We start from the raw sequence: 20,073 nt of genomic DNA, 5'->3' as shown, positions 1-20,073 counted from the left end.
AAATGAACGCATACATTGGTATGCTTTTCACGCCGCGAGTTCGCCCCTGGCGAGCGCACAGCGTGGCGAAGTCAAACATTTGCGTGCATAACACTGCGCACCGATGTCACAGGTCTGCAATGCAGTGACTGTGCCGGTATTCACCACAAAGGAAGCGGACCGCCCGACCGCGTTACCAAGGAACCAGCGTCAGGAGGCGCCGCCCTGCTGCATCTGGGCCGGCAGAATCTGCGGCGGCAAGTGCTGGATTCCCGGGTGACCGGGCGGCAACCAGATCAGCTCAAGGGATGGTGATGTTTTCGCCAGAAGATCGAAGCCCAACCGGTGATAGAACCAATGAACGCGCGTATCCACCTCGGCCACCGACAAAGTGATCGGGATGCGCATTTGCGCCGCGGTCCCCTGGAAGCTCCGCAGCAGATCGGTGCCGATGCCCTTGCCACGGGCCAGACGATGGATCTCCACCTCCGACACGCGCCAGTCATAGCGTCCCAGATCCATGATGATCCGCCCAACCGGCTGGCCCGTCTTTTCGACAACGAAATCCAGATGCTCCGGATACCGGCTCTCCTGCCCCATCCGCCGCGCACCGTACTGCTGTTCGTAGAGTGTCCGGATGAAGTCGCGGTCGTGATGCGCCTTGGCCAGCCAGGGGCGCGCGTCCATGAACAGACCCATAAGGAAGTCGTCGTCCGATGGGCGGGGGAAGCGCACCGTCAACCCGCCGAGCAGCGGCAGCGACCCATTCAGAACGGCCATCGGCCTCACCCCTTCCGGTAGCACAAGCGTGCGCCCTGAATAGCCGAAGATGCGGACCTCACGCAAGAATCGCCGCTGCGGACCTTCACGGTGGCGGGTGCCCCTCGAGTCGTCCGCCTCGGCGCCGGCCCGGTGCGGAGCGACCGTAACCGAAGACAGCCCGACACCGCCGGCGATCAAGCGGACGCATCGCCCACAATCCGGCGGCGGCCAAACACATACGTGAATATGCAACCGCAGGATTGCAATGCAAAGATAACAATCGAAAAAAGTAACTTTTTGTATCGTCCGTTGCTCAGGCACTAGCCGTTCAGGAGAATATAACGGCATGCTTTCTATCACATTCGGCGGAGTGGCGCGTCCTTAGGGGGACGCTGGCCACAGGCCGCCGCAACCGGTTTCATACACAGGAGGTTTCACCATGGAAGTTTACCTCGGTCTGGTCATTCCGTTCGCCGGCGCCTACGCTCCGCAGTTCACCGCCCAGTGTTTGGGCCAGCAGATGCAGGTCAGCCAAAACCAGGCCCTGTTCGCCATCACGGGGGCGATGTACGGCGGCAATGGCACCACCAACTTCAATCTGCCGGATCTGCGCGGCCGCGTCATGGTCGGTTCGGGCACCAGCCCCTACCTGAACAATCAGACGCTCAATCCGGGGAACAACGGCGGCGCCGCGAACAATCTCATCACCGCCCAGAACCTGCCCCTGCACACCCACGCCGCATCCTTCACGCCGTCGGGCAGCAGCACCAACGCGACCGTCACCGCCGCCGCGGCCATCCCCGTGAGCACCAGCGTCGGCTCCAGCGCCACCCCGGCGGGCGGCAACAACTATCTCGGCGCGTTCCAGCTCAACGATCCCGGCGTCGGCGTCACCATGGACGGCCCCTACAGCTCCGGCACCGCCCCGAGCGGCTCGGCGCTGGTCGGTTCGGCTTCCGGCACCGTCACGATGGGCGGGCTGACGGGCACGGTGAGCGTTTCGGCCGGCGGCGGCGTCTCCAACCCGACGGCGCTGAACAACATGCAACCCTATCTGACCCTGACCATGCTGATCGTCACCAGCGGCATCTACCCGATGCGCGATTGAGCCGGGGCACACCCTGATCAGTCGAACAGCGGATGGACGGATGCGGCGCGTCGGCTTCCTATGCCCGAAACGACAGCCGTACCTTCAGAACTTGAGCCCGGACCTTTGAGATGACCATCGACATCGCCACCCTGTCTCACGAGATGTTCGCCCCGCATCTCGGCGAGACGTTCCGCTTCCTGAGCCCTGAGGACGGGTCCGCGATCACGGACGTCGAGTTGACGAAGCTGACGGCACGTCCGGAATGCACGCCGCGCTGGGCGAAGCGCACGTCCTTTTCGGCTCTGTTCGAGACCTACGGCCCCAGCCAGCTGTGGAACGGCTATTTCCAGATCGACCATCCGACGATGGGACTGATGGGCCCGTTCTACATCGTGCGCGTCATCCCACGCGCCCACGACCGGGGCTGTTTCGAACTGATCCTGAATTGAGTCCGGCCGCCACGTTCCATTTCGCGGCATCACCGCACACCGTCCGCCCCAGCGCATCGAATCCACCGGAGATCTCGCCATGGACTTCTACCTAGGCACCATCTTTCCATTCGCCGGCAACTTCGCCCCGGTGAACACCCAGCAATGTCTGGGACAGACCGTCAACTCCCAACAGTACCAAGCCTTGTGGGCGGTCACGGCCGGCGCCTTCGGCGGCGGGCAGGCCAATTCGACGTTCAACCTGCCCGACCTGCGCGGCCGCGTGATGGTGGGGCCGGGGATCAGCCCCTACACCGGCACCACGCTCAACCCCGGGAATTCGGGAGGCACACAGTATACGACGGTCAGCGGCGCCAACCTGCCGCTGCACCCCCACGCCGCATCCTTCCAGGGCGGCAGCGCGGGCGGCAGCGTGCCGTTCAATGCGACGGTCACGGTCCCGCTGAACCCCGCCGTCGGCACCAGCAACAGCCCGTCCGGCAACCCCGTGGTGCTGGGTGGGCAGTTCATCGATCCGAGCACCGACGTCGCCGTCAACGGACCCTACATCCCGGCCTCGAGCCTGCCGACCCCGCCCAGCGGAAGCTCGCTGACCGGCGCGCTCTCCACCCAGGGCACGGTCAGCGGGGGTCCAACGGGCGCCAGCATCGCCGTGAGCGCGGGGGGCGGCGTCACCGGCCCGACCCCCCTCAACAACCTGCAGCCCTACCAGTCGCTGTTCTTCTTCATCTTCATGCTGGGCTACTTCCCGTCGCGTGATTGACGCGGAGAGCCCCGGTCCCTTCCGGTGGGCCGGGGCCTTTCCCGCGCACGGTGCCCGTCGCGCCCGTGCCGATTTGGTCCAGCAGCTTATCCAGCAGGTCGGCAAAGCGCTCCCGCGCGGCGCGCTCCATCAGGCTATGATCGGCCCCGGCGAGGCGCTCCATCCACAGCCCGCCCATCCGCCGCAGCCGCCCGCCGCCCGCCCCGGCCTGCGCCTCCAGTTCGCCCAGAGTCACGTCGCCCGCGCTGTGGACCATCAGCGTGCGGACTCCGCGGTCGGACAGCGCCTTGAAGGCGTAGAGCACGTCGTCGCGGGCGTAGCCGCCCCCCGTCAGCCCGGCGCGCAGGCGCCCGGCCCCGATGCGCAGCCGGCGGGCCGCCCGTTCCGACAGGCCACGCGCAACGCGCGACGCCTTGCGGTCCTGGCGCAGGATGGCCCGCCACACCGCCGGCTCGGTCAGCCGGGGAAGATAGGCAGCGGCCGGCTTCACCGCGCTGCCGATGGCCTCCTCCTGCGTCACCCCGTCTCCCAGAACGAAGCGGCCCGGATTGACCAGCGCCAGCCCGACCACCCGCGGGTCGGCCAGCGCGACGCGCAGCGCCACCGCCGCCCCGGCGCACAGCCCCACGGCCACGGCGGCACCGTGCCCCGCCGCAGCCAGCGCGTCCAACCCGTCCTGCGCGTCCTCCACCATGTCACGGCAATAGATCAGCCCGTCACGGCGCCCCGGCTTCGACGCGCTGTCCCCCAGCCCGCCCAGATCCATGCGCAGGGAGGCGATCCCCCGCGCCGCCAGCCGGCGGGCCAGCCGCACCGACATGCGCCCGGTGCCGGTGTGGGGCGTGGCGCCGCTGTTCAGCAGCAGCACGGCGGGCAGGCCGGTGACCGCGACAGTCGCGGGTTCGCAGAGGATGCCGAACAGACCGGCGGCGGGGCCGAAACGGAGCGGGCGCTCCACCGCGTCGGCGAGCCTCAGGCGCGGGATGAAGGTTTCCGCCACTGACCGCCGTTCGGCTGGCGCCATGTCCTGCATCAGCCAGGCCGCCGCCCGCGTGAAGGCCGAGCAGTCGAGAATCGCGTGCTGCACGCTGGTGATCAGCCGCGCGTGGTCGGGAAAAGGCGCCTCCTCGACACCGGCCCCCAGCGCGCGGAACCGCTCCGCCAGAGCGGCGGCGCGTCCCTCAGGGCGGTCGAGGATCAGCACCCGCCGGGCCGGGGTTTCCGTCATCCGCGTGAGGTCGAGCGCCCGCAGAGCCTCCGCCGTCTCCGGCGTCAGGCGGAAGCCGGCGCTGTCGATCCCCTCCGGCCCGACCGCGGGCGGGGCATCCGCCGGCCGCTCGGCGAGCAGGGCGACCGCCCGCAACTCCTGCAGGAAGGTCCGGCCCGAAGGAAAAGGCGCCAGCAGAACCAGCGCGTCCGCCCTCGCCGCGCGCGCCGCCACCGCGGCGAGCAGGGCGCCCAGCCGCAGGCCCACCAGAGCCACCTCCTCGACCCCGGTGACCGTGCGCAGATGGGTGACGGCCGCCCGGATGCCGCCGAGCCACGCCTCCAGGCGGGACGGATCGCCCTCCCCGCCGGCGCTGTTTCCGGTGCCGGGATAGTCGAAGCGCAACACCGGCAGCCCAGCCGCGGCCAGAGCCTCGGCAAAGCGGCGCCACGCCCGGTGGGTGGCCAACGCCTCGCCACCGTAAGGCGCGCACAGCACGACGCCGCGGCGCCCACCGGCCGGGTGCAGCCAGCCGAAGCAGCCCTCGAACAGAACGGGCGTGGACGGATCGGGCGTCATGCTGCCCCCCGGTAGCGCGTTGCGTCCAGGCCGTTCAACGCATGAACCTCGCCATCGGGCACCGCCGCGCCGGAGTGGCGCGCGATCAGCCTGATCCGGCGCTCCATTCCCGGCGGGAGATGGAACCATTCCTCCTCCCCCCGGAACCCGTCGTCCTCGATGTGGACGGAGCGGGCGAGGCGCCGGCTGGACAGCACCAGATGCCACCCCTCCCCCATCCGCTCCACGCGGGCGTCCAAGCCCACATCCGCGCGTTCCATCCGCCCGCCCTGCGGGAAGTAAAAGGCCTCCGCCACCGCAGCGCCGGAGCGCGCGTCGGAGAGGGCCGCCACCACCGCGTCGTGGGTGGGCGGACCGAAACGGTAAGCACCGGTCAGATCGACGAAGCGGTTGGGCAGAGACGCCGCCGCCATGACCTGGGCGCTGCGCGGCGGCAGGGTGAACGTCCGCTCGGCACGCAGCACCGGCACCCTGCCCCGCCGCAGGGCGGTCAGGGTCAACACCGCGTCCACCGGCTCCGCCGTCTCGTTCAGCAAATGGATCGCCAGCCCGTTCACCCCCTCGTCGGTCAGCAGGACCTGCACGGGCCGAAAGGCGCGGCGCAAGGCGTGCCACGCCGCCTTCGGCACACCCGCGGAATCGACCACGCCCCAGCCGGCCCCCAGCCAGACGTCCTGGAACATCCAGACCAGCCCGCCCGCGCAAGGAGAGCCGACCCGACGCCATTCCGCGAAGACGGCCTCCATCACCTCACCCGTCACGGCGCGCGACAGCCGCGCGTAGCGGTCGGGGTCCTCGTAACGCAGAAGCATGGGATCGACGCCGTGCAGCGTCCGCAGGTAATGGTCCCGCACATCCTCGAAATCCCACGGAGCGCCGGGGTCGCGCGGCACGCGCGTCTTCCAGCGCGGGTCGTGGACCGCCGGCACGCCGGGCAGCGCCCCGGCCGCCGGCATGTTGGCGAAGGCGAGGCATTCGGGGGCGAAGCGAATATTCGCCCGGCGCGCGTCCTCCAGCGGGCGGAGATAGGCCCCGACGCCGTAATAGTGGGTCACGCCGGCGTCGGCGGCGAAGGGCAGCGGCCCGCCGGTTGGGGAGTTGGTCACGTAGGGCACGTCGGGCCGCCACCGTTCCGCCTCGTCCCGCAGGACGGTGTCGAACAGCGGCTGGCTCCAGCGTTCGCGCGGCAGGCCGAGCATGGCCGCCTGCTGCTCCGCCTCGCTGCCGCCGCACAGCACGGCCAGCGACGGCGAGGCCTGCACCCGGTCGAGCAATTGCGCCGCTTCCCGTCGGGCGCCGTCGAGGAACGGCTCGTCGGCCGGATAGTCGAAATTGGCGAACATGAAGTCCTGCCAGACGAGAATTCCCATCTCATCGCACAGGTCGAAGAAGGCGTCGGCCTCGTATACGGCGATGCCAGGCACGCGCAGCATGGTCATGCCGGCTTGCCGCGCCGTTTCCAGCCAGGGGGTGTAGGCGTCCCGCGTCCCCGGCAGGGTCACGATGTCGGGGCTGCTCCAGCACGCGCCGCGGCAGAAGACCCGCTCGCCGTTGATGCGCAGGGCGAAGCCGTCGCCGGGCTCGCGCTCGATGCGGCGGAAGCCGGTGCGGCCCAATTCGATGCCCTCGTCACCGATCACCGCGCGCACGGTGTGGAGCGCCGGCTTGCCGTGGCTGTGCGGCCACCATGGCTCGATCTCCGGCAGGCGGATGTCGCCGTGCAGTTCCTCCGGCCCGGTCCAGCGGAGCGGCGCCCGCGCCTCCCCCACCTCCAGCCAGCCCGGCGGGTGAGCGGACCCGTTCCAGGCCGCCGCCAGCGTCAGGGACAGGCTGCCGTCCCGTCCCTCCAGCGTGGCGCGCATGTCCGCCGAGCGGATGCGCAGCGGACCATCCTCCGTGATCAGCTCCACCGGACGCCAGGGGCCGACCGCCGGCACGGACGGGCACCAGCCGGGCATGTGCCCCAGAAGCGTGGTCCGCACCGCGCGCAGCCCCGCCGGCTCGGCAAGCCGGACCGGCCAGCGGCCCCGCCCCTTCCGCGTCTTCAGCACCGGGTTCAGGGCGCGAAAGACGATGCGCAGCGCGTGCGCGCCGCGCAGCGTGACCGGCACGTCGTAGCGCTGGAACATGCTGTCGCTGGCCAGGATGCACTTGCCGTCCAGCCAGACCTCCGCGACGGTGGCGAGGCCATGGAAGCGCAGGGTGCAAGGCCCGTCACCAGTCAGCGTCACCCGGTACCAGACGTCGCGGTCGTGGAGGGGAAGCGGATCACCCAGCCGGTAGAGCCCCGCCGCGCGCAAAGCCTGGGCGACGGTGCCGGGCACCGGGGCGGGCAGCCAATCCCCTGCGGGCGTTCCGCCCGGCTCGGTCACGCACAGCTCCCACCCCGCGGACAGGGGCGTCACGCTGCGGCCGGTCACGGCGTGAAGGCGCGCCATCCTCCGTCACCCGTAACGGCGGACCAGCGCGCCGAGCGCATGGTCGTACGCTCGCTCCATCGCCTCGAGCGGTTCCGCGTAATCGCCGAAGCGCCGCCGGTGCACACCGCGTGCGAGCTGGAACTGAAAGGCCTTGGCGGTAGCGGAGAGGCTGGCGCAGGCCTCCACCGCGTCCGCCGGCCCGCCGATCCAACGGACGTGCATCCCGAGAAGCTCGAAGTTCGCCCCGACCTGTCGCAGCGTGTTGAAGGCGTAGAGATGGAAATAGTCCATGGACCGGGCGGCCAGAACCTCCAGATGCTCCGGGAGCGCGGCTCGGAAGGCGGTGATGGGGTTTCCCGCCGGGCGACGGCGCAGATGGTGGGACAGCAGCCCGCGGGACGCGTCCATCAGGGCCTCCCCCTCCAAGGCCGGGCCGCTGCGCTTCACGAACTCCACGTAGGGGAACAGGGGAGCGGGGGCGAACAGGCCGTCGTAGTCCTCCCCTTCCAGCATGAAGCGCCCGGCGTTGTGGATGTAGTCCAGCCGCCGCCCACCCGCGTCCATGCCGAGGATCGCGATGGTCGTCTTGACGTGCTGCGCGCGATACGACGTGCCACGGGTGTCCGGCAGGTGATAGCCGTCCACCTCGACCAGCACGGGACGCCCGCGCGCCACCTGCACCGCCGCGTGGGCCTCCACCCGGTCGTAGAGGGCGAGTTCCTGCACCTCCAGCCCATAGAGTCGGCGCAGGTCTTCCGGCGGTACCTTGAAGAAGGTGAACTGGTCGCCCTCAAAATCCTGGGCGACGGTGAAAGCCAGGGCGGCCATCGGCTCCATCTCCAGCGCCCGCAGCAGCCCGATCCACAGGTCGGTGTAGCAGTTGGTCTCTGCCCAGTCGCGGTCCGGCCTGTCGAGCGGATGCGCCATGCCCGGCCTCCCCTGCCCGCTCAACCCCAGAGGACGGCGCGCACGGCGGCGGGCCACGCTTTCACGTCGAAGCCGTGATGGCGGAACAGCGCCAGCGCCACCCGCTCCATCCCGAAGCCGACACAGGCCGTGTGGGCGACCGCGCCGTCCGGGGTGCGAAGATCCCACAGCAGCCCGAAATGATCCTGATGGTAATTGAAGCTGAGGCAGGCGGTAGGCTGCTCCGCCGACGCGATGGGGATCAGCAGTTCGAATTTCAGGCCCTGGTCACGCTGGCTGGCCGCCAGCATCCGCCCGGCCCGACCGAAGAAGGGGTCGTTCGCCAGATCGACGGCCACCGGCAGGGCCAGCGATTCCATCAGCGCCCGCCCCCTCTCCACCCAGCTTTGCCGGAATTCCATCACCTGCTCCGGCGTGCCGACGCACACATATTCGCGCATCCGGAACATCTGCATCCGCGCCGGGTCCAGCGACGGTTCATGGCGGAAGCAGTAGGAATAGACGTCGACCAGCGCGCCGTCGGCGGGCAGCGGCCCGCGCTCCGCGATGGTGGGGTAGACCGGGTAGCAGGCGGCGGGGGTCAAGACGACGTTGGTCGCCATCTGGGCGTCGGTCCACTCCTCCCCCTCCTCCAGCCGGCGCAGCAGGGATTGATGGGCGCGCTCGTCGCCCTTGAAGGCGTGAACGGTTCCGGCCAGATGCGGAAAGCTCTTCAGATAGCCGCTCTGTTCGAACTGATGGCGGGCCACCCCCGGAGGAAAGCGCATGACGTCCGCCCCGTCTTCGCCGCCCCAGGTGGTGATCAGGTCGTTGAAGCGCTCCACGACGTCCTCGAAGACCCCGCTACGGCCATACAGCCCATCGACCCCCGTGGGGATCAGCAGCCCGGCCGCGATCAGCGCGTCGCGGAACGCCGCCTGCCCATTCTCCACCGGTGTGCCCTCTGCCCGCATGTCCATCCGCCGCATTCCGTTCCGAGAAAGCCTCAGCCGAAGAGAGAACCGTTGTCCCTGTGCGCCAGCAGCAGGTTCGCCGTGTTGCCCAGGATCCGGTCGTTGTTGATCATCAGCGGCGCCGAGTGGGCGTCGCGCAGGTGGCGGCCCAGGCTGTGGGGGCTGTCGTTGCGGTAGGCGGCCAAGCCGCCGGCCAGCATCGCCTGCCCCACAATCCGCACCACCATCTCCGCCGCTTCGGTCTTCAGCGTGTTCATGGCGACCGCGAAGCCCAGCGAGGTGAGACGGTCGGGATTGTCCGCCGCCTCCTCGAACCGGGCGAGCGCACCGCGCACCATGCCGCGCATGGCCTGGAGCCCGGCGGTCGCCTCGGCCAGCCGCCGCGCCCCCGGCGGCGGGGTGCCGGGACGCTTGCGCGCCTCCGCCCGGATGAAGGCGGCGGCCCGCGCCACCGCGTCCGTCGCGATGCCCAGCCAGACGCTGCTCCACAGGATGTGGGTCACCGGCAGCATGGTGCGGGCGGAGATGTCGGCGTAGGGCAGCGGCAGGATCTGCGCCCGCTCCGCCTCCGCCACCAGCCGGTAGCCGACGCTGCGGGTGCCCCGCATGCCCAGCGTGTCCCAGCCGCCGATCTCCTCCAAGTGAGTCTGCCCGCGCAGCACCGGAACGATGACCTGATCGGAGGGCGGCGAGTCCGCCGTGCGCCGCGCCGTCACCAGGATCGCATCGGCCTCCATCCCGTAGGAGATGACCGTCGCCTGCTTTTCCAGCCGGAAGGCACCGCCTGTCTCGCCCTCCACCGTGCCGGTCACCGCGCAGGCGCTGGAGCGTACGTCACCGCCGATCCCGGCCTCGGTCGTCGCGGAGGCGAGAAGGAGCTGCTCCCCGGCCAACCGCTCCAGGAAACCACGGTGCCAGTCGCTGCCCTGCCCATGGCGCACAAGGCAGGCCACTTGGATCTGGTGCATGGCGTAGATCAGCCCGGTGGACGGGCATGTCTGGGCCAGCGCGTGGGCCACCGCCGCGGCGTCGGTCAGACCGCCACCGCCGCCACCGAAGGCCCGCGGCACCATCAGGCCGAGCAGCCGGGCCTCGCGCAAGGCGGCGAAGGCTTCAGCGGGAAAGCGCGCCTCGCGGTCCACACTGTCGGCATGGCGCCCGGCGATGGCGGCGGCCTCGGACGCCGCTCCGGCGGCAGCCTCGGCCGCCATGGCAGGCAGGCTGTCCGGCGCGGGAGCCTTCATCCGGCCCCCATCCCGCCCGGCGCGCCGTCCAGCAGGCCAGCGACCGCGGAACGGATCGCCGCGATGCTCTCGAAGGTGCGGCGGCGCAGCAGATGTTCCGGGAACTCGACGCCGTAGCGCTCCTCCAGCGCCAGCATCAGGTTCACCGACCCGTGGGAGGTCAATCCGGCGGCGTAGAGATCGTCCTCGTCGGACAAGGCGGAAGCGTCGGTGGCCAACCAGCCGCTGTCGGCCAGAAGCGCCCGGATGTCGGCCGCGCTGACCGCCTGGGCATCGCCGCCCCGTGGCGCCGTTCCAGCCGCGATCTGCCAATCCGGTTGGCGCATGCTCATTCCTCCTACCCCCATTCAACCTCTGGCTTTCCCTGTGCCGGGACAACGCCACAAAACCTTAATTGTTCTGCGCCTTCCTCTGCTTTTCCGTATGCCCCGGGTGCTTTTCGGATGCCAAACGCTCCTCTTGCTTAACTCCTGTGGCGATTGCCGTTCCTCCGGTCGGCTCTAACTTGAGCGGCGGTTCATCCAACAATCACAGGATCGGGAGATCACCATGGCTGTGCGGCAATCGGATGCGGAATGGCGCGGCAACCTCGCCCAGGGGTCGGGCACGATGCGGCTGGGCAGCGGCGCGTTCGAAGGCGCCTACTCCTTCCCGTCGCGCTTCGAGAACGGCACCGGCACCAACCCGGAGGAACTGATCGCCGCCGCCCACGCCGGCTGCTTCTCCATGGCGCTGTCCGCCGGCCTGTCGAAGGCCGGGCACACGCCGACGCGCGTGCACACCACCGCCCGTGTCCATCTCGACAAGGCCGGCGAGGGCTTCGCCATCACGAAGATCGAACTGGACTGCGAGGCCGAGATTCCCGGCATCGACGCCGAGACCTTCCGGCAGCAGGCCGAGGGTGCGAAGAAGAACTGCCCGGTGTCCAAGGCGCTGACCGGAACGGAGATCACCTTGAACGCCCGGCTTGTGTGATCGTGTCCGGCCCGGCAGTCTGCACCGACCGCCGGGCCGGTGCCGCTCCGCCTATTAACCTCCAACGTGGGAATTTGCCACATCGACACGGCGCAAGCGGGGCTGCGGTCCGATGTGAATAAGGCTTTTGACAATTTTCTGCATTCTCAAATCAGCCCATTCTTGAAATCGTTAATCGAGAACATGCCGACATTCCGCATATCTTGGCTAAACCTGCGCATCTCCCCAACGAACAAAGCACCTTTTATCCTCGACTTCACAATCATCCATATATTCAGTCCTTCTTTGTTGCGCAATTTACAAGATTAGATAAATATCAAACCTCAAATTTTTATACATTTGTATCTTTTATCTTGGCGACCATACGGCGCTCCCGTTATGATTGGATGGTGTAACCCATTGGTCGTAACGCTTATGCCCCGCATGCAAGGTGAGTCGCCCATGCCGTCGCCGTCGCCCTCGCTCGACACCATCCGCCAAAGCCTGATGTTGGGTGGGCGCCTTCCGGCGATGGTCGCTGCCCCCATCGCGCTCGGCGTGTCGCTCGCCGCGAGCGCAGCGCCGATCGAGACGCTGTCGACCATCACGAACCAGTCCTTCTATCCGAGCGGAAGCAACATCCTCATCACCAGCACCGGTGGCGTGGTTGACAGCGGCACCGGAACGGACCCGAACGATCTGAGCACCGGCGTCTGGATCAATGCGAACGGCGGCTGGACCCTGACCAACCAGGGTACGATCAAGATCTCGCTCGAAGCGAATTACAACCAAGCCGATGGTGTCTACGCGCAGAATTACGGCACCGTCATCAATTCCGGCCTGATCAGCGCGAAAAATGCCTACGTCGGCATCCTGATCAACAATTCGAACGGGTCGAAATCGGTCATCCAGAACACCGGGACGGTGATTGGCAACTGGTCCGCCATCGAGATCGCCCATGCGGCCGACATCACGAACGGCTCTCCCACGAACGGGACCGCGCTGATCCAAAGCCTGCTGCCGGCGCAGCAGGCATTCCAGACCCAATATCCGGCGATCAAGGTCCAGAATTTCTCGACGGCGAGTACGCTTACCAATTACGGAACGATCATCGGCGCCTCAGACGCGGTTTCCATCGTCGGCGCCTCGACCATCGTCAACCACGGGACCATCGTCGCCGGTTCCGGCCACAAGGCGATCCGAACCTACGCCTCCGGAAACACCAGTTCCATCACCCTGAAGGACGGCAGCGTCGTCATCGGCGGCCTGTCGAACGACGGCGGCACTCAGAACTTGGTGTTGGAGGGAAGCGGCTCTCTGTCTGGACCAATCTCCGGGGCCACCACCCTGACCCTCACCGGAACCGAGTGGACCCTGGGCGGCGCGAGTTCGGCCACGACGACGGACGTCCAGGCCGGAACGCTGCGCGTTGACGGCTCCCTCACCACCGCGCTCCAGCTCGCCAGCGGGACGACGCTCGCCGGAACGGGCACGGTCGTCGGGACCGTGACCAGCCCGTCCGGCACCACCCTGACCCCCGGTGCCGCCGGAACGCCCGGCACGTTGACCGTCACCGGAAACTACACGCAGCAGAGCGGAAGCACGCTGGCGATCCGGACGACCTCCAGCACCGCCAGCAAGCTGGCGGTCACCGGCACCGCCACCATGGGCGGCGCGCTGGCCGTCACCTCCGCCGGCGGCGGCTACGGCGACAGCACGACCTACACCATCCTGACCGCGGCGGGCGGGGTGTCCGGCGGCTTCACCTCCGTCACCAACAGCGACACGACGCTGACCCCGACGGCCAGCCTGGACACGGCGAACAACCGGATTCAGCTCACCCTGACCAAGGTGGTCCCCCAGCCGGACCCCGAACCGGAACCGAACCCCAATCCGAATCCCAATCCCGATCCAACCCCCAATCCAAATCCTGATCCGACTCCGAACCCCGAACCCACTCCGACGCCCACCCCTACGCCTCCGGCGACCGGCGTGATCGACACCAGCCGCCCGAGCTTTACCAACAGCGACGGCGCGGTCCAGGGCGGCACGGTCACCTTCGACGGCGGCACGCTGCGCCCGGCATCGCCGCTGACGGTCGGTCAGTCGGTCACCGTGACCAGCCGCGGCGGCACCATCACACCGGACGGCAGCACCGTCACCCTGGCGGGCTCCGTCGGCGGCAGCGGTGCGCTGGCCGCGTCAGGCCCCGGCGCGGTGGTCGTCTCCGGCCAGCTCGCCAACGCCGGCGGCCTGTCGGTCGGGGACGGTGCGGCCCTGACCGTCGCCAAGGGCGGCGTGGTGGCGGGCGGCACGCTCGCCCTGAACAACGGCGGCAGCGCCACGGTCGGCGGCGTCGTGGCCGTCCCGGTGACGGTGGCCCGCGGCGGCGCGATGACCGTCGTCGAGGGCGGCGGTGTCGGCGGCACGCTGGGGGTCCAGGGCGGCACCCTGACCGTGGCCGCCAACGGCGCGGTCAACGGGGCGGTCACCGTCACCTCCGGCGGCACCGCCACCCTGGCCGGCGCCGTCATGGCCCCGGTCACCGTCGGCAACGGCGCCATCACTGTGACGGCCACCGGTACCACCGGGGCGGTCACGCTGGGCAACGGCGCCGCGGCCACGGTGGACGGGATCGTCGCCGGAACGCTGACCACCGGCGCCGGATCGACGTTCGGCGGGCACGGCGTGGTCGTCGGGCCGGCGTTGCTGTCCGGCACCCTGTCGCCCGGCAACTCCCCCGGCGTGCTGACCTTCCGGTCCGCCGTGACACTGACCGGCACCAGCCTGCTGCGCGCCGAGATCGACGGCCCGACCGCCGGCAACGGCGCCGGCCGCCACGATCAGATCCGGGTCGAGACCGCGTCCTTCACCGCCGGCGGCACCCTGGCTCCGGTGCCGCGCGGCATCAGCGGCGACGCCACCAACGCCTACACCGCCACGCTGGGGCAGAGCTTCACCATCGTCCAGGCGGACGGCGGCGTGTCCGGCAGCTTCGCCGCGGTGACCCAGCCGGCGGCGGGCCTGCCGGCCGGCACCCGCTTCGACACGCTGTACGGCGCCAACACCGTCCGGCTGGTGGTCACGCCAACCAACTACGCGGTCCGCGGCGGCACGCGCAACCAGCAAGCCGCCGGCGCGGCGGTGGACGCGCTGCGCCCGGCCGCCGGGGCGCGGCTGGAGGGCGTCGCCGCCCCGCTGTTCAGCGGCCTCTACGGCCTGCCGGGCAGCGGCATCGCCGGGGCGCTCGACCAGCTCTCGGGCAAGCTGCACGCCGACACGCTGGCCGCCGACCGGACCAACCGCCGCCTGTTCGGCAGCGCGGTGGAAAGCCGCCTGTCGGCGCTGCGCGGCGGTGAGGCCGCGTCCTCCGGCGTCCGGCTGGCCCGTGGTGGCAACGGCACGCGCGCCGTCGGCGAGACGGGCGAAACCCGTGGCTCGGGCGGCGTGTGGGGCCAGCCGCTGGCCGCCTACAGCCGGACCGGCTCGGATGGCAACGCCGCCGGCACCACCGAGCGGATCGGCGGCTTCCTGCTCGGCGCCGACCACAGCTACGAGAACGGCGTGAGCGGCGGCGTGGCGCTGGGCTACCTGCGCAACCGCGTCACCTCGCGCGACGGGCTGGGCAAGGCCGACGTGGACAGCTACCAAGCGACGCTCTACGGTTCCTGGAGCCTGCGCGGCACGGCGGACAGCCCCTTTGTCGAGGGCGCCATCGGCTACGGCTACGCCAACTACGACGCCTCGCGCGGCATCGCCTTCGGCACGCTGGGCCAGGGCGCCAGCGGCAGCGCAGACGGTCATGATTTCTCCGCCGAGATCGCCGCCGGGCACCGCATGGCCTTCGCCGGATCGGACAGCGCGTGGATCGAGCCGCGCGCCGGCCTGCGCTTCGACCGCATCACCCGCGAGGCGTTCCGCGAGTCCGGCGGCGGCGTGGCGCTGGACGTCGAGGCGGCGGGCTGGACCAGCCTGCGCAGCGCGGTCGGCGTGCGCGCCGGCACCAGCGTGACGGTCGGCGGCTGGCGCCTGATGCCCAACGCCGCCCTGGCGTGGGAGCATGACTTCGCCGACGCCACGGCCTCCACCACCAACCGTCTGGGCGGAGTGGCCTTCACCGCCGACGCCAGCAAGCCGGGCCGCGACGCCCTGGTGATCGGCGCCGGGCTGGGCGTGGCTCTAGACGACCGGCTGACCGCCACCATCGGCGTTCAGGACGCGATCCGCGCCCGCGAGAACACGGTGTCGGCGACCGCCGGCCTGAAATGGAAGCTGTGAGGAGCATGACGGCGATGCACAAGGCCATCATCACGGGGGCGCTGGCGGCGCTCCCCCTCCTCCTCGCAGGCGGGGCGCCCGCCGGGGCCGTGGAGCCGGGCAAGACCTTCGGCGACTGGCAGACCGAATGCGAAACGCCCCCCGACGGCAAGCCGCGCTGCTTCATCTCGCAGACCCGCGTCATGGAGAACAAGGAGGCCAAGCAGGCGACCCGCATCCTCAAGGCGTCGCTCGGCTACTTCGCCCCGGACGGCAAGGGGGTGATGGTGGTGATCCTGCCGCTGGGCGTCGACCTGCGCGCCGGGGCGGCCCTGACCATCGATGACGGCAAGCCGCTGGCGCTGACCTATCAGCAATGCATCCAGGACGGCTGCCTCGCCAACGCCCCGATGGACGAGGCGACGTTGACCGCGCTGCGCCGCTCCAAGGGCGCGCAGATCGCCGTCCGCCCCTATGGCGGGACCCAGGCGGTGGCCTTTCCGCTCTCCACCAAGGGAATCACCGACGGCTTGGCCGCCCTGAAGCCCTGAGTTCGCGTCCGGTCACCGCGGCGACGGCGGCCTGAATGGCCTCGTCCCACCGTCCGGGCGCCGGCTGCCGGTGCAGCGTGACGGTGGGATACCAGGGCGTGCCGCCACGGCCGAGCAGCCAGCGCCAATCCGGCGCGTAGGGCAGCAGAACCGCGGTCGGACGCCCCATCGCCCCGGCCAGATGGGCGACCGCCGTGTCCACGCAGACCACATGGTCGAGTTGCTCCAGCACCGCCATGGTGTCGGCGAAACTCTCCAGCTCCGGCCCCACATCGACCAGCGGTGCCATCCCGTAGTAGCGGGCGGCCTCAGCCTGCGCCGGCCCCTTCTGGAGCGACACCAGCGCGGTCTTCTCCAGCGCGAAGAACGGCGCGAGCCGCGCGAGAGGCAGGGAGCGGTTGCGGTCGTTGCCGTGGGTCGGGCGCCCCGCCCAGACCAGCCCGACGCGGCGGTAGCCGCGGGGGAGCAGCCCGTCCAGACGCTCCGCCCAGCTCTGCCCCCGCTCCGGCTCGGTCCGCAGGCCGGGGAGTGGCGGCGGGACGGTGTCGATCCTCGTGCCGAACAGCCCCGGCAGGCCCGACAGCGCGGCGTAGGCGTCGAAGGGCGGCGCCTCCTCCCAATCGGTGACGATCCGGTGTCCGCCGGGAAGCGCGCGGATCACCGGCCGAATCTCCGGGCTGCACGCCACCACGAGCGTCGGGCAGAGCGCCGCTGCCATCGGCAGGTAACGGGCGAACTGGATGGTGTCGCCAAAGCCCTGGTCGGCGACCAGCAACAGGGTGCCCTTGGGCAAGGGGCGCCCGTCCCAGGGCCGCGGGGCGGACGAGCCGCCGCGCGTCAGGAGCGACGGCGGGACCAGCGGCGGCACGCCACGAAGGCGCCAGCGCCATTCGTATTCGCGCCACCCCTCGTCCCATTGCCCGGAAAGCAGCAGCCCCTCGGCCAGCTCGAAATGCGGCCCCGGCCAGTCCGGGCGGAGACGGACGGCGCGGCGCTCGCAGGAGATCGACGCCGCGACCTCCAGCCGGTCGTAAAGCACCACCCCGAGATTGTACCAACAGGCCGCGTCACCGGGGTCGAGCGCGACGGCGCGGCGGCCATGGGCGGCGGCTTCGTCCAGCCGGCCCGCGCGGCGGTGGAGTTCGCACAGGTTGCTGTCGGACGGCGTCCTCGGCATGACAGGCGGCATGGCGGCGGCTACAGGCTGTAGCCCAGGCCGAGAATGACCGGCTCCAGGATCGGGATCGCCGGCTTCAGATGGGTCCTGTAGGCGCGGTGACGGTCGATGGAGCGGCTGTAGAGCTTCTCCGCGACCTGGGCGTGGCTGGGCGTGCGGGCGTGGCGCCGGTTCTCTTCGAAGCGCAGGCAGCGTCGGTCGAAGCCCAGCCCGAGGAAGCCCAGCAGGCGCCGCACCGCCGGCTCCGGCTCCCACACCAGATCCTCGTAGCGCAGCGGCAGGTAGCGCAGCGGCATCTCCCGCCGGTAATGCTCCACCAGATCGAACACCAGAAGGACGTGACGGGCGGCGGTCTCCACATCGTTGGCGCAATGAAAGCCGTGGGTGAGGTTGGTGCCCATCATCGACAGCACGACGTCCAGCGGATGGCGCAGCACATGCACCACCGGCGCCGAGGGAAACATTAGCGCGATCAGGCCGAGATGCGTCTCGTTGAAGGGCATCTTGTCGGTGAACAGCGTGTGGCCCGGCTTGGCTGGAACCAGCTTGCGGGCGTGGCGCAGATAGGCGTCGCGCAACCGCTCCAGCCCGTCGCGCTGGTCGCCCATCCACAGCTCCGACAGCGCCTCGGGATAGCCGAGCGGGCTGCCCAGAGTCTGCGGCAGCGCCCGCACCACCGCGCCGAGCGCGGGCAGCTCGTCCCCCGCGGCGACGGCCGGGTGGCAGGACAGGATCTGCTCGACCAGCGTGGTGCCGGAGCGTGGGGCGCCCGCGATGAAGACCGGCTGCGGCCCGGCGGCCGGTGTGGCGGCGGGCGTGGCGGGCCGCGGCATCAGGCGCAGGCGCGGCGCCACGAAGAAGGTGGCGAGGCGCGCGATGAGGTCCACCGCCTCCTCCTCGCTGTAGCGGCGCCCGGCCTGCCGCAGCAGCGCCTTGCCGGCGGCGAAGGCGGCGAAGGCCTCGTCGTGGCGGCCCAGCCGGTCGAGGATGCGCCCCGTCTCCAGCAGCGCGTCGGGGTCGGGGCCGCCATGGCGTACGGCCGAGGCGTCCAGGAGGGCGAGCGCCTGCTCTCCGGCCCCCTGCCGTGCCAGCAGGGCCGCCGCGAAGGTGTCGGCGCCACTGTGGTGGGGGTCGAGCCGCCGGGCGCGATCCACCAGCCGTTGCGCGGCTGGCAGATCGCGGGCGGCGTCCTCGGTCTGCGCCCAGCCGTGCCAGGTCAGGGCGATGGACGGTTGCAGCGCCGCGGCCCGGCGGTAGGTCCGTCGTGCCTCCTCCAGCCGGCCCTGCCGGGTCAGGCTCCAGGCGAGGTTGGCGACCATCGCGGCGTCCGGCGGCGCCAGGGCCAACGCCCGGCGGTAATGGAACTCGGCGGCCTGGGGCCGGTGGGTGTCGGCCAGCACCAGCGCCATCAGCGTGTGGGAGCGCGCGTCCTCCGGCGCCAGCCGGACCGCGTTGCGGGCGTGAGGCTCGGCGTCGGCCGCGCGGCCGGCCTGGAACAGCCGCCCAGCCAACTCCTGCGTCGCTGCGAGATCATCGGGGGCGGCCCGCAACCGCCGCTCCAGCGCCACAACGTCAGGAGCGCCGCTCGGAATGTCGTCGGGCGAGGTCGGCATGACAGGCAGGTCCCATGGCGGCGGAACGCCCGCATGGGCGCATGGTGTGGCGCCAGGATAGTGAAGGGTATGGGTGGCGGCAAGGACATCCCCTCTCCCCTCAGGGGAGAGGGTTAGGGTGAGGGGGTTGCGCTTTTGCCGGACATGTCGCCACGCACATCCCCCTCACCGGCTCTCAGCGGATGCCAGAGGCATCCGCCTGCCGCCGTCGGCGCTGGCTTTCAGCCAGCGCGAGAGGCCCTGCGGGCCACCCTCCCCCCAGAGGGGAGAGGGCTATGAACGCGGAATGCGGTGGCTTTGACGCCCCTACCGCCCCACCCACGCCGGGCGGCGCTTCTCCAGGAAGGCGGCGATGCCCTCCTGATAGTCGGCGGACAGGTAGCAGAGGCGCAGCAGGTCGGCGTCGCCGTCCGCCGGCAGCCCGTGGTCGCGCCAGCGGCGCAGCGCCTCGCGGGTCGTCCACAAGGTGAGCGGGGCGAGGCCCGCCAGCTCCTCGGCCAGCTCCTGGGTGCGGTCGGTGAGGTCGTCGTCCGGCACGACGCCGCGCAGGGCGCCGGCGCCGGCCAAGTCGTCGGCGCTCAGCAGGCGGGCGCTGAAGATCATTTCCTTGGTCCGCGCGGTGCCGAGGATGGCGGCCAGCCGGGCGAGGTTCTTGATGCTCAGGCAGTTGCCGACCGTGCGGGCGATGGGAAAGCCGAAGCGTAGCGACGGCGTGGCGATGCGCACGTCGCAGCAGGCGGCGAGCAGCGCCCCCTCCCCGACGCAGGCGCCGGCCAGGGCGGCGATGGTGGGAACGCGCACCGCCTCCAGCGCCATCGCCGCGGTTTCCGCGCGGTCCTCCAGGATCGTGTAGTCTTCCGGCGTCTTGACGCTCTGCAGGCAGGACAGGTCGGCGCCGGCCATGAAGGCGGGCTTGTCGCCGGCCGCACCGGTCAGCACCAGGGCCTTCACCGCCGGGTCGGCGTCGACCTCCCGGCAGATTTCGATCAACCGGTCCTCCATCCAGGGGGTGATGGCGTTGCGCGCCTTGGGCCGGTTGAAGATCACCCACTGGACGGCGCCGCGCCGCTCGGTCAGGATTTCGGGCAAGGCGTCGGCCTCGCCGGTCGTGGCGATGGTCATCGTTCGGAACTCTCTTGGATTGGGCT

Annotated in this window: 16 protein-coding genes; 6 read left to right on the top strand and 10 right to left on the bottom strand. The window is 70.3% G+C overall.

Going from position 1 to position 20,073, the window contains the following annotated elements; genetic code table 11:
• Nucleotides 1-189 precede the first annotated feature (189 nt).
• Nucleotides 190-825, bottom strand: coding sequence for a GNAT family N-acetyltransferase (locus ACWPXE_RS01475; protein WP_454016392.1), 636 nt, complete (start codon nt 823-825; stop codon nt 190-192).
• Nucleotides 826-1,180: 355 nt separating this feature from the next.
• Between ACWPXE_RS01475 and ACWPXE_RS01470 the strand changes: the two genes are divergently transcribed.
• The 3 genes from ACWPXE_RS01470 (at nt 1,181) to ACWPXE_RS01460 (ending at nt 3,043) form a co-directional block, all read left to right on the top strand.
• On the top strand, nt 1,181-1,849 hold the full coding sequence (locus tag ACWPXE_RS01470; protein WP_454016391.1) for a phage tail protein: 669 nt from the start codon (nt 1,181-1,183) through the stop codon (nt 1,847-1,849).
• A gap of 110 nt (nt 1,850-1,959) precedes the next feature.
• A complete protein-coding gene (locus ACWPXE_RS01465) occupies nt 1,960-2,280 on the top strand; it encodes a DUF6916 family protein (RefSeq protein ID WP_454016390.1) in 321 nt (106 codons plus the stop codon).
• Between the two features lie 79 nt (nt 2,281-2,359).
• On the top strand, nt 2,360-3,043 hold the full coding sequence (locus ACWPXE_RS01460) for a phage tail protein (RefSeq protein ID WP_454016389.1): 684 nt from the start codon (nt 2,360-2,362) through the stop codon (nt 3,041-3,043).
• On the opposite strand, the gene ACWPXE_RS01455 is transcribed toward ACWPXE_RS01460, so the two are convergent.
• Genes ACWPXE_RS01455 through ACWPXE_RS01430 form a run of 6 tightly spaced genes read right to left on the bottom strand, consistent with a single transcriptional unit; the run spans nt 3,012 to nt 10,699 of the window.
• Nucleotides 3,012-4,829, bottom strand: coding sequence for an alpha/beta fold hydrolase (locus ACWPXE_RS01455; RefSeq protein WP_454016388.1), 1,818 nt, complete (start codon nt 4,827-4,829; stop codon nt 3,012-3,014). The genes ACWPXE_RS01460 and ACWPXE_RS01455 overlap by 32 nt on opposite strands.
• Complete coding sequence (locus ACWPXE_RS01450) at nt 4,826-7,267, bottom strand: glycoside hydrolase family 2 protein (protein WP_454016387.1); 2,442 nt, start codon at nt 7,265-7,267, stop codon at nt 4,826-4,828. The genes ACWPXE_RS01455 and ACWPXE_RS01450 overlap by 4 nt, the downstream gene beginning before the upstream one ends.
• Nucleotides 7,268-7,273: 6 nt before the next feature.
• A complete protein-coding gene (locus ACWPXE_RS01445) occupies nt 7,274-8,176 on the bottom strand; it encodes a DUF1839 family protein (protein ID WP_454016386.1) in 903 nt (300 codons plus the stop codon).
• A gap of 20 nt (nt 8,177-8,196) precedes the next feature.
• Complete coding sequence (locus ACWPXE_RS01440) at nt 8,197-9,135, bottom strand: amino acid--[acyl-carrier-protein] ligase (protein WP_454016385.1); 939 nt, start codon at nt 9,133-9,135, stop codon at nt 8,197-8,199.
• A 26-nt stretch (nt 9,136-9,161) separates the two neighbouring features.
• On the bottom strand, nt 9,162-10,373 hold the full coding sequence (locus ACWPXE_RS01435; protein WP_454016384.1) for an acyl-CoA dehydrogenase family protein: 1,212 nt from the start codon (nt 10,371-10,373) through the stop codon (nt 9,162-9,164).
• A complete protein-coding gene (locus ACWPXE_RS01430; protein WP_454016383.1) occupies nt 10,370-10,699 on the bottom strand; it encodes an acyl carrier protein in 330 nt (109 codons plus the stop codon). Before ACWPXE_RS01430 ends, ACWPXE_RS01435 begins: the two co-directional genes overlap by 4 nt.
• A 223-nt stretch (nt 10,700-10,922) precedes the next feature.
• Between ACWPXE_RS01430 and ACWPXE_RS01425 the strand changes: the two genes are divergently transcribed.
• The 3 genes from ACWPXE_RS01425 to ACWPXE_RS01415 all read left to right on the top strand — a co-directional run bounded on the left by ACWPXE_RS01425 (nt 10,923) and on the right by ACWPXE_RS01415 (nt 16,135).
• A complete protein-coding gene (locus tag ACWPXE_RS01425; protein ID WP_454016382.1) occupies nt 10,923-11,348 on the top strand; it encodes an OsmC family protein in 426 nt (141 codons plus the stop codon).
• 441 nt (nt 11,349-11,789) lie between these two features.
• A complete protein-coding gene (locus ACWPXE_RS01420; RefSeq protein ID WP_454016381.1) occupies nt 11,790-15,605 on the top strand; it encodes an autotransporter domain-containing protein in 3,816 nt (1,271 codons plus the stop codon).
• Between the two features lie 14 nt (nt 15,606-15,619).
• Nucleotides 15,620-16,135, top strand: coding sequence for an invasion associated locus B family protein (locus tag ACWPXE_RS01415; protein WP_454016380.1), 516 nt, complete (start codon nt 15,620-15,622; stop codon nt 16,133-16,135).
• On the opposite strand, the gene ACWPXE_RS01410 is transcribed toward ACWPXE_RS01415, so the two are convergent.
• The 3 genes from ACWPXE_RS01410 to ACWPXE_RS01400 all read right to left on the bottom strand — a co-directional run bounded on the left by ACWPXE_RS01410 (nt 16,104) and on the right by ACWPXE_RS01400 (nt 20,047).
• The gene (locus ACWPXE_RS01410; RefSeq protein WP_454016379.1) at nt 16,104-17,312 is read right to left on the bottom strand and encodes a glycosyltransferase family 9 protein; all 1,209 of its coding nucleotides are present in this window, start codon (nt 17,310-17,312) and stop codon (nt 16,104-16,106) included. The genes ACWPXE_RS01415 and ACWPXE_RS01410 overlap by 32 nt on opposite strands.
• A 20-nt stretch (nt 17,313-17,332) precedes the next feature.
• Nucleotides 17,333-18,925: a tetratricopeptide repeat-containing sulfotransferase family protein gene (locus tag ACWPXE_RS01405; protein ID WP_454016378.1), complete on the bottom strand. Its 1,593-nt coding sequence runs from the start codon at nt 18,923-18,925 to the stop codon at nt 17,333-17,335.
• A gap of 306 nt (nt 18,926-19,231) precedes the next feature.
• Complete coding sequence (locus ACWPXE_RS01400) at nt 19,232-20,047, bottom strand: enoyl-CoA hydratase (RefSeq protein WP_454016377.1); 816 nt, start codon at nt 20,045-20,047, stop codon at nt 19,232-19,234.
• Nucleotides 20,048-20,073: the final 26 nt, after the last annotated feature.

The organism is Azospirillum sp. Marseille-Q6669 (assembly GCF_965111635.1).
The sequence above is the reverse complement of the archived record's forward strand: the minus strand, read 5'-3'. Positions and strand labels throughout refer to the sequence as shown.

Bases quoted from the DNA above. Each gene is read 5' to 3' on its own strand.
- ACWPXE_RS01440 (WP_454016385.1), bottom strand. From the start codon at position 9,135: ATGGACATGCGGGCAGAGGGCACACCGGTGGAGAATGGGCAGGCGGCG.
- ACWPXE_RS01415 (WP_454016380.1), top strand. From the start codon at position 15,620: ATGCACAAGGCCATCATCACGGGGGCGCTGGCGGCGCTCCCCCTCCTC.
- ACWPXE_RS01445 (WP_454016386.1), bottom strand. From the start codon at position 8,176: ATGGCGCATCCGCTCGACAGGCCGGACCGCGACTGGGCAGAGACCAAC.
- ACWPXE_RS01405 (WP_454016378.1), bottom strand. From the start codon at position 18,925: ATGCCGACCTCGCCCGACGACATTCCGAGCGGCGCTCCTGACGTTGTG.
- ACWPXE_RS01470 (WP_454016391.1), top strand. From the start codon at position 1,181: ATGGAAGTTTACCTCGGTCTGGTCATTCCGTTCGCCGGCGCCTACGCT.
- ACWPXE_RS01465 (WP_454016390.1), top strand. From the start codon at position 1,960: ATGACCATCGACATCGCCACCCTGTCTCACGAGATGTTCGCCCCGCAT.
- ACWPXE_RS01410 (WP_454016379.1), bottom strand. From the start codon at position 17,312: ATGCCGAGGACGCCGTCCGACAGCAACCTGTGCGAACTCCACCGCCGC.
- ACWPXE_RS01450 (WP_454016387.1), bottom strand. From the start codon at position 7,267: ATGGCGCGCCTTCACGCCGTGACCGGCCGCAGCGTGACGCCCCTGTCC.
- ACWPXE_RS01425 (WP_454016382.1), top strand. From the start codon at position 10,923: ATGGCTGTGCGGCAATCGGATGCGGAATGGCGCGGCAACCTCGCCCAG.
- ACWPXE_RS01455 (WP_454016388.1), bottom strand. From the start codon at position 4,829: ATGACGCCCGATCCGTCCACGCCCGTTCTGTTCGAGGGCTGCTTCGGC.
- ACWPXE_RS01460 (WP_454016389.1), top strand. From the start codon at position 2,360: ATGGACTTCTACCTAGGCACCATCTTTCCATTCGCCGGCAACTTCGCC.
- ACWPXE_RS01435 (WP_454016384.1), bottom strand. From the start codon at position 10,373: ATGAAGGCTCCCGCGCCGGACAGCCTGCCTGCCATGGCGGCCGAGGCT.
- ACWPXE_RS01430 (WP_454016383.1), bottom strand. From the start codon at position 10,699: ATGCGCCAACCGGATTGGCAGATCGCGGCTGGAACGGCGCCACGGGGC.
- ACWPXE_RS01400 (WP_454016377.1), bottom strand. From the start codon at position 20,047: ATGACCATCGCCACGACCGGCGAGGCCGACGCCTTGCCCGAAATCCTG.
- ACWPXE_RS01420 (WP_454016381.1), top strand. From the start codon at position 11,790: ATGCCGTCGCCGTCGCCCTCGCTCGACACCATCCGCCAAAGCCTGATG.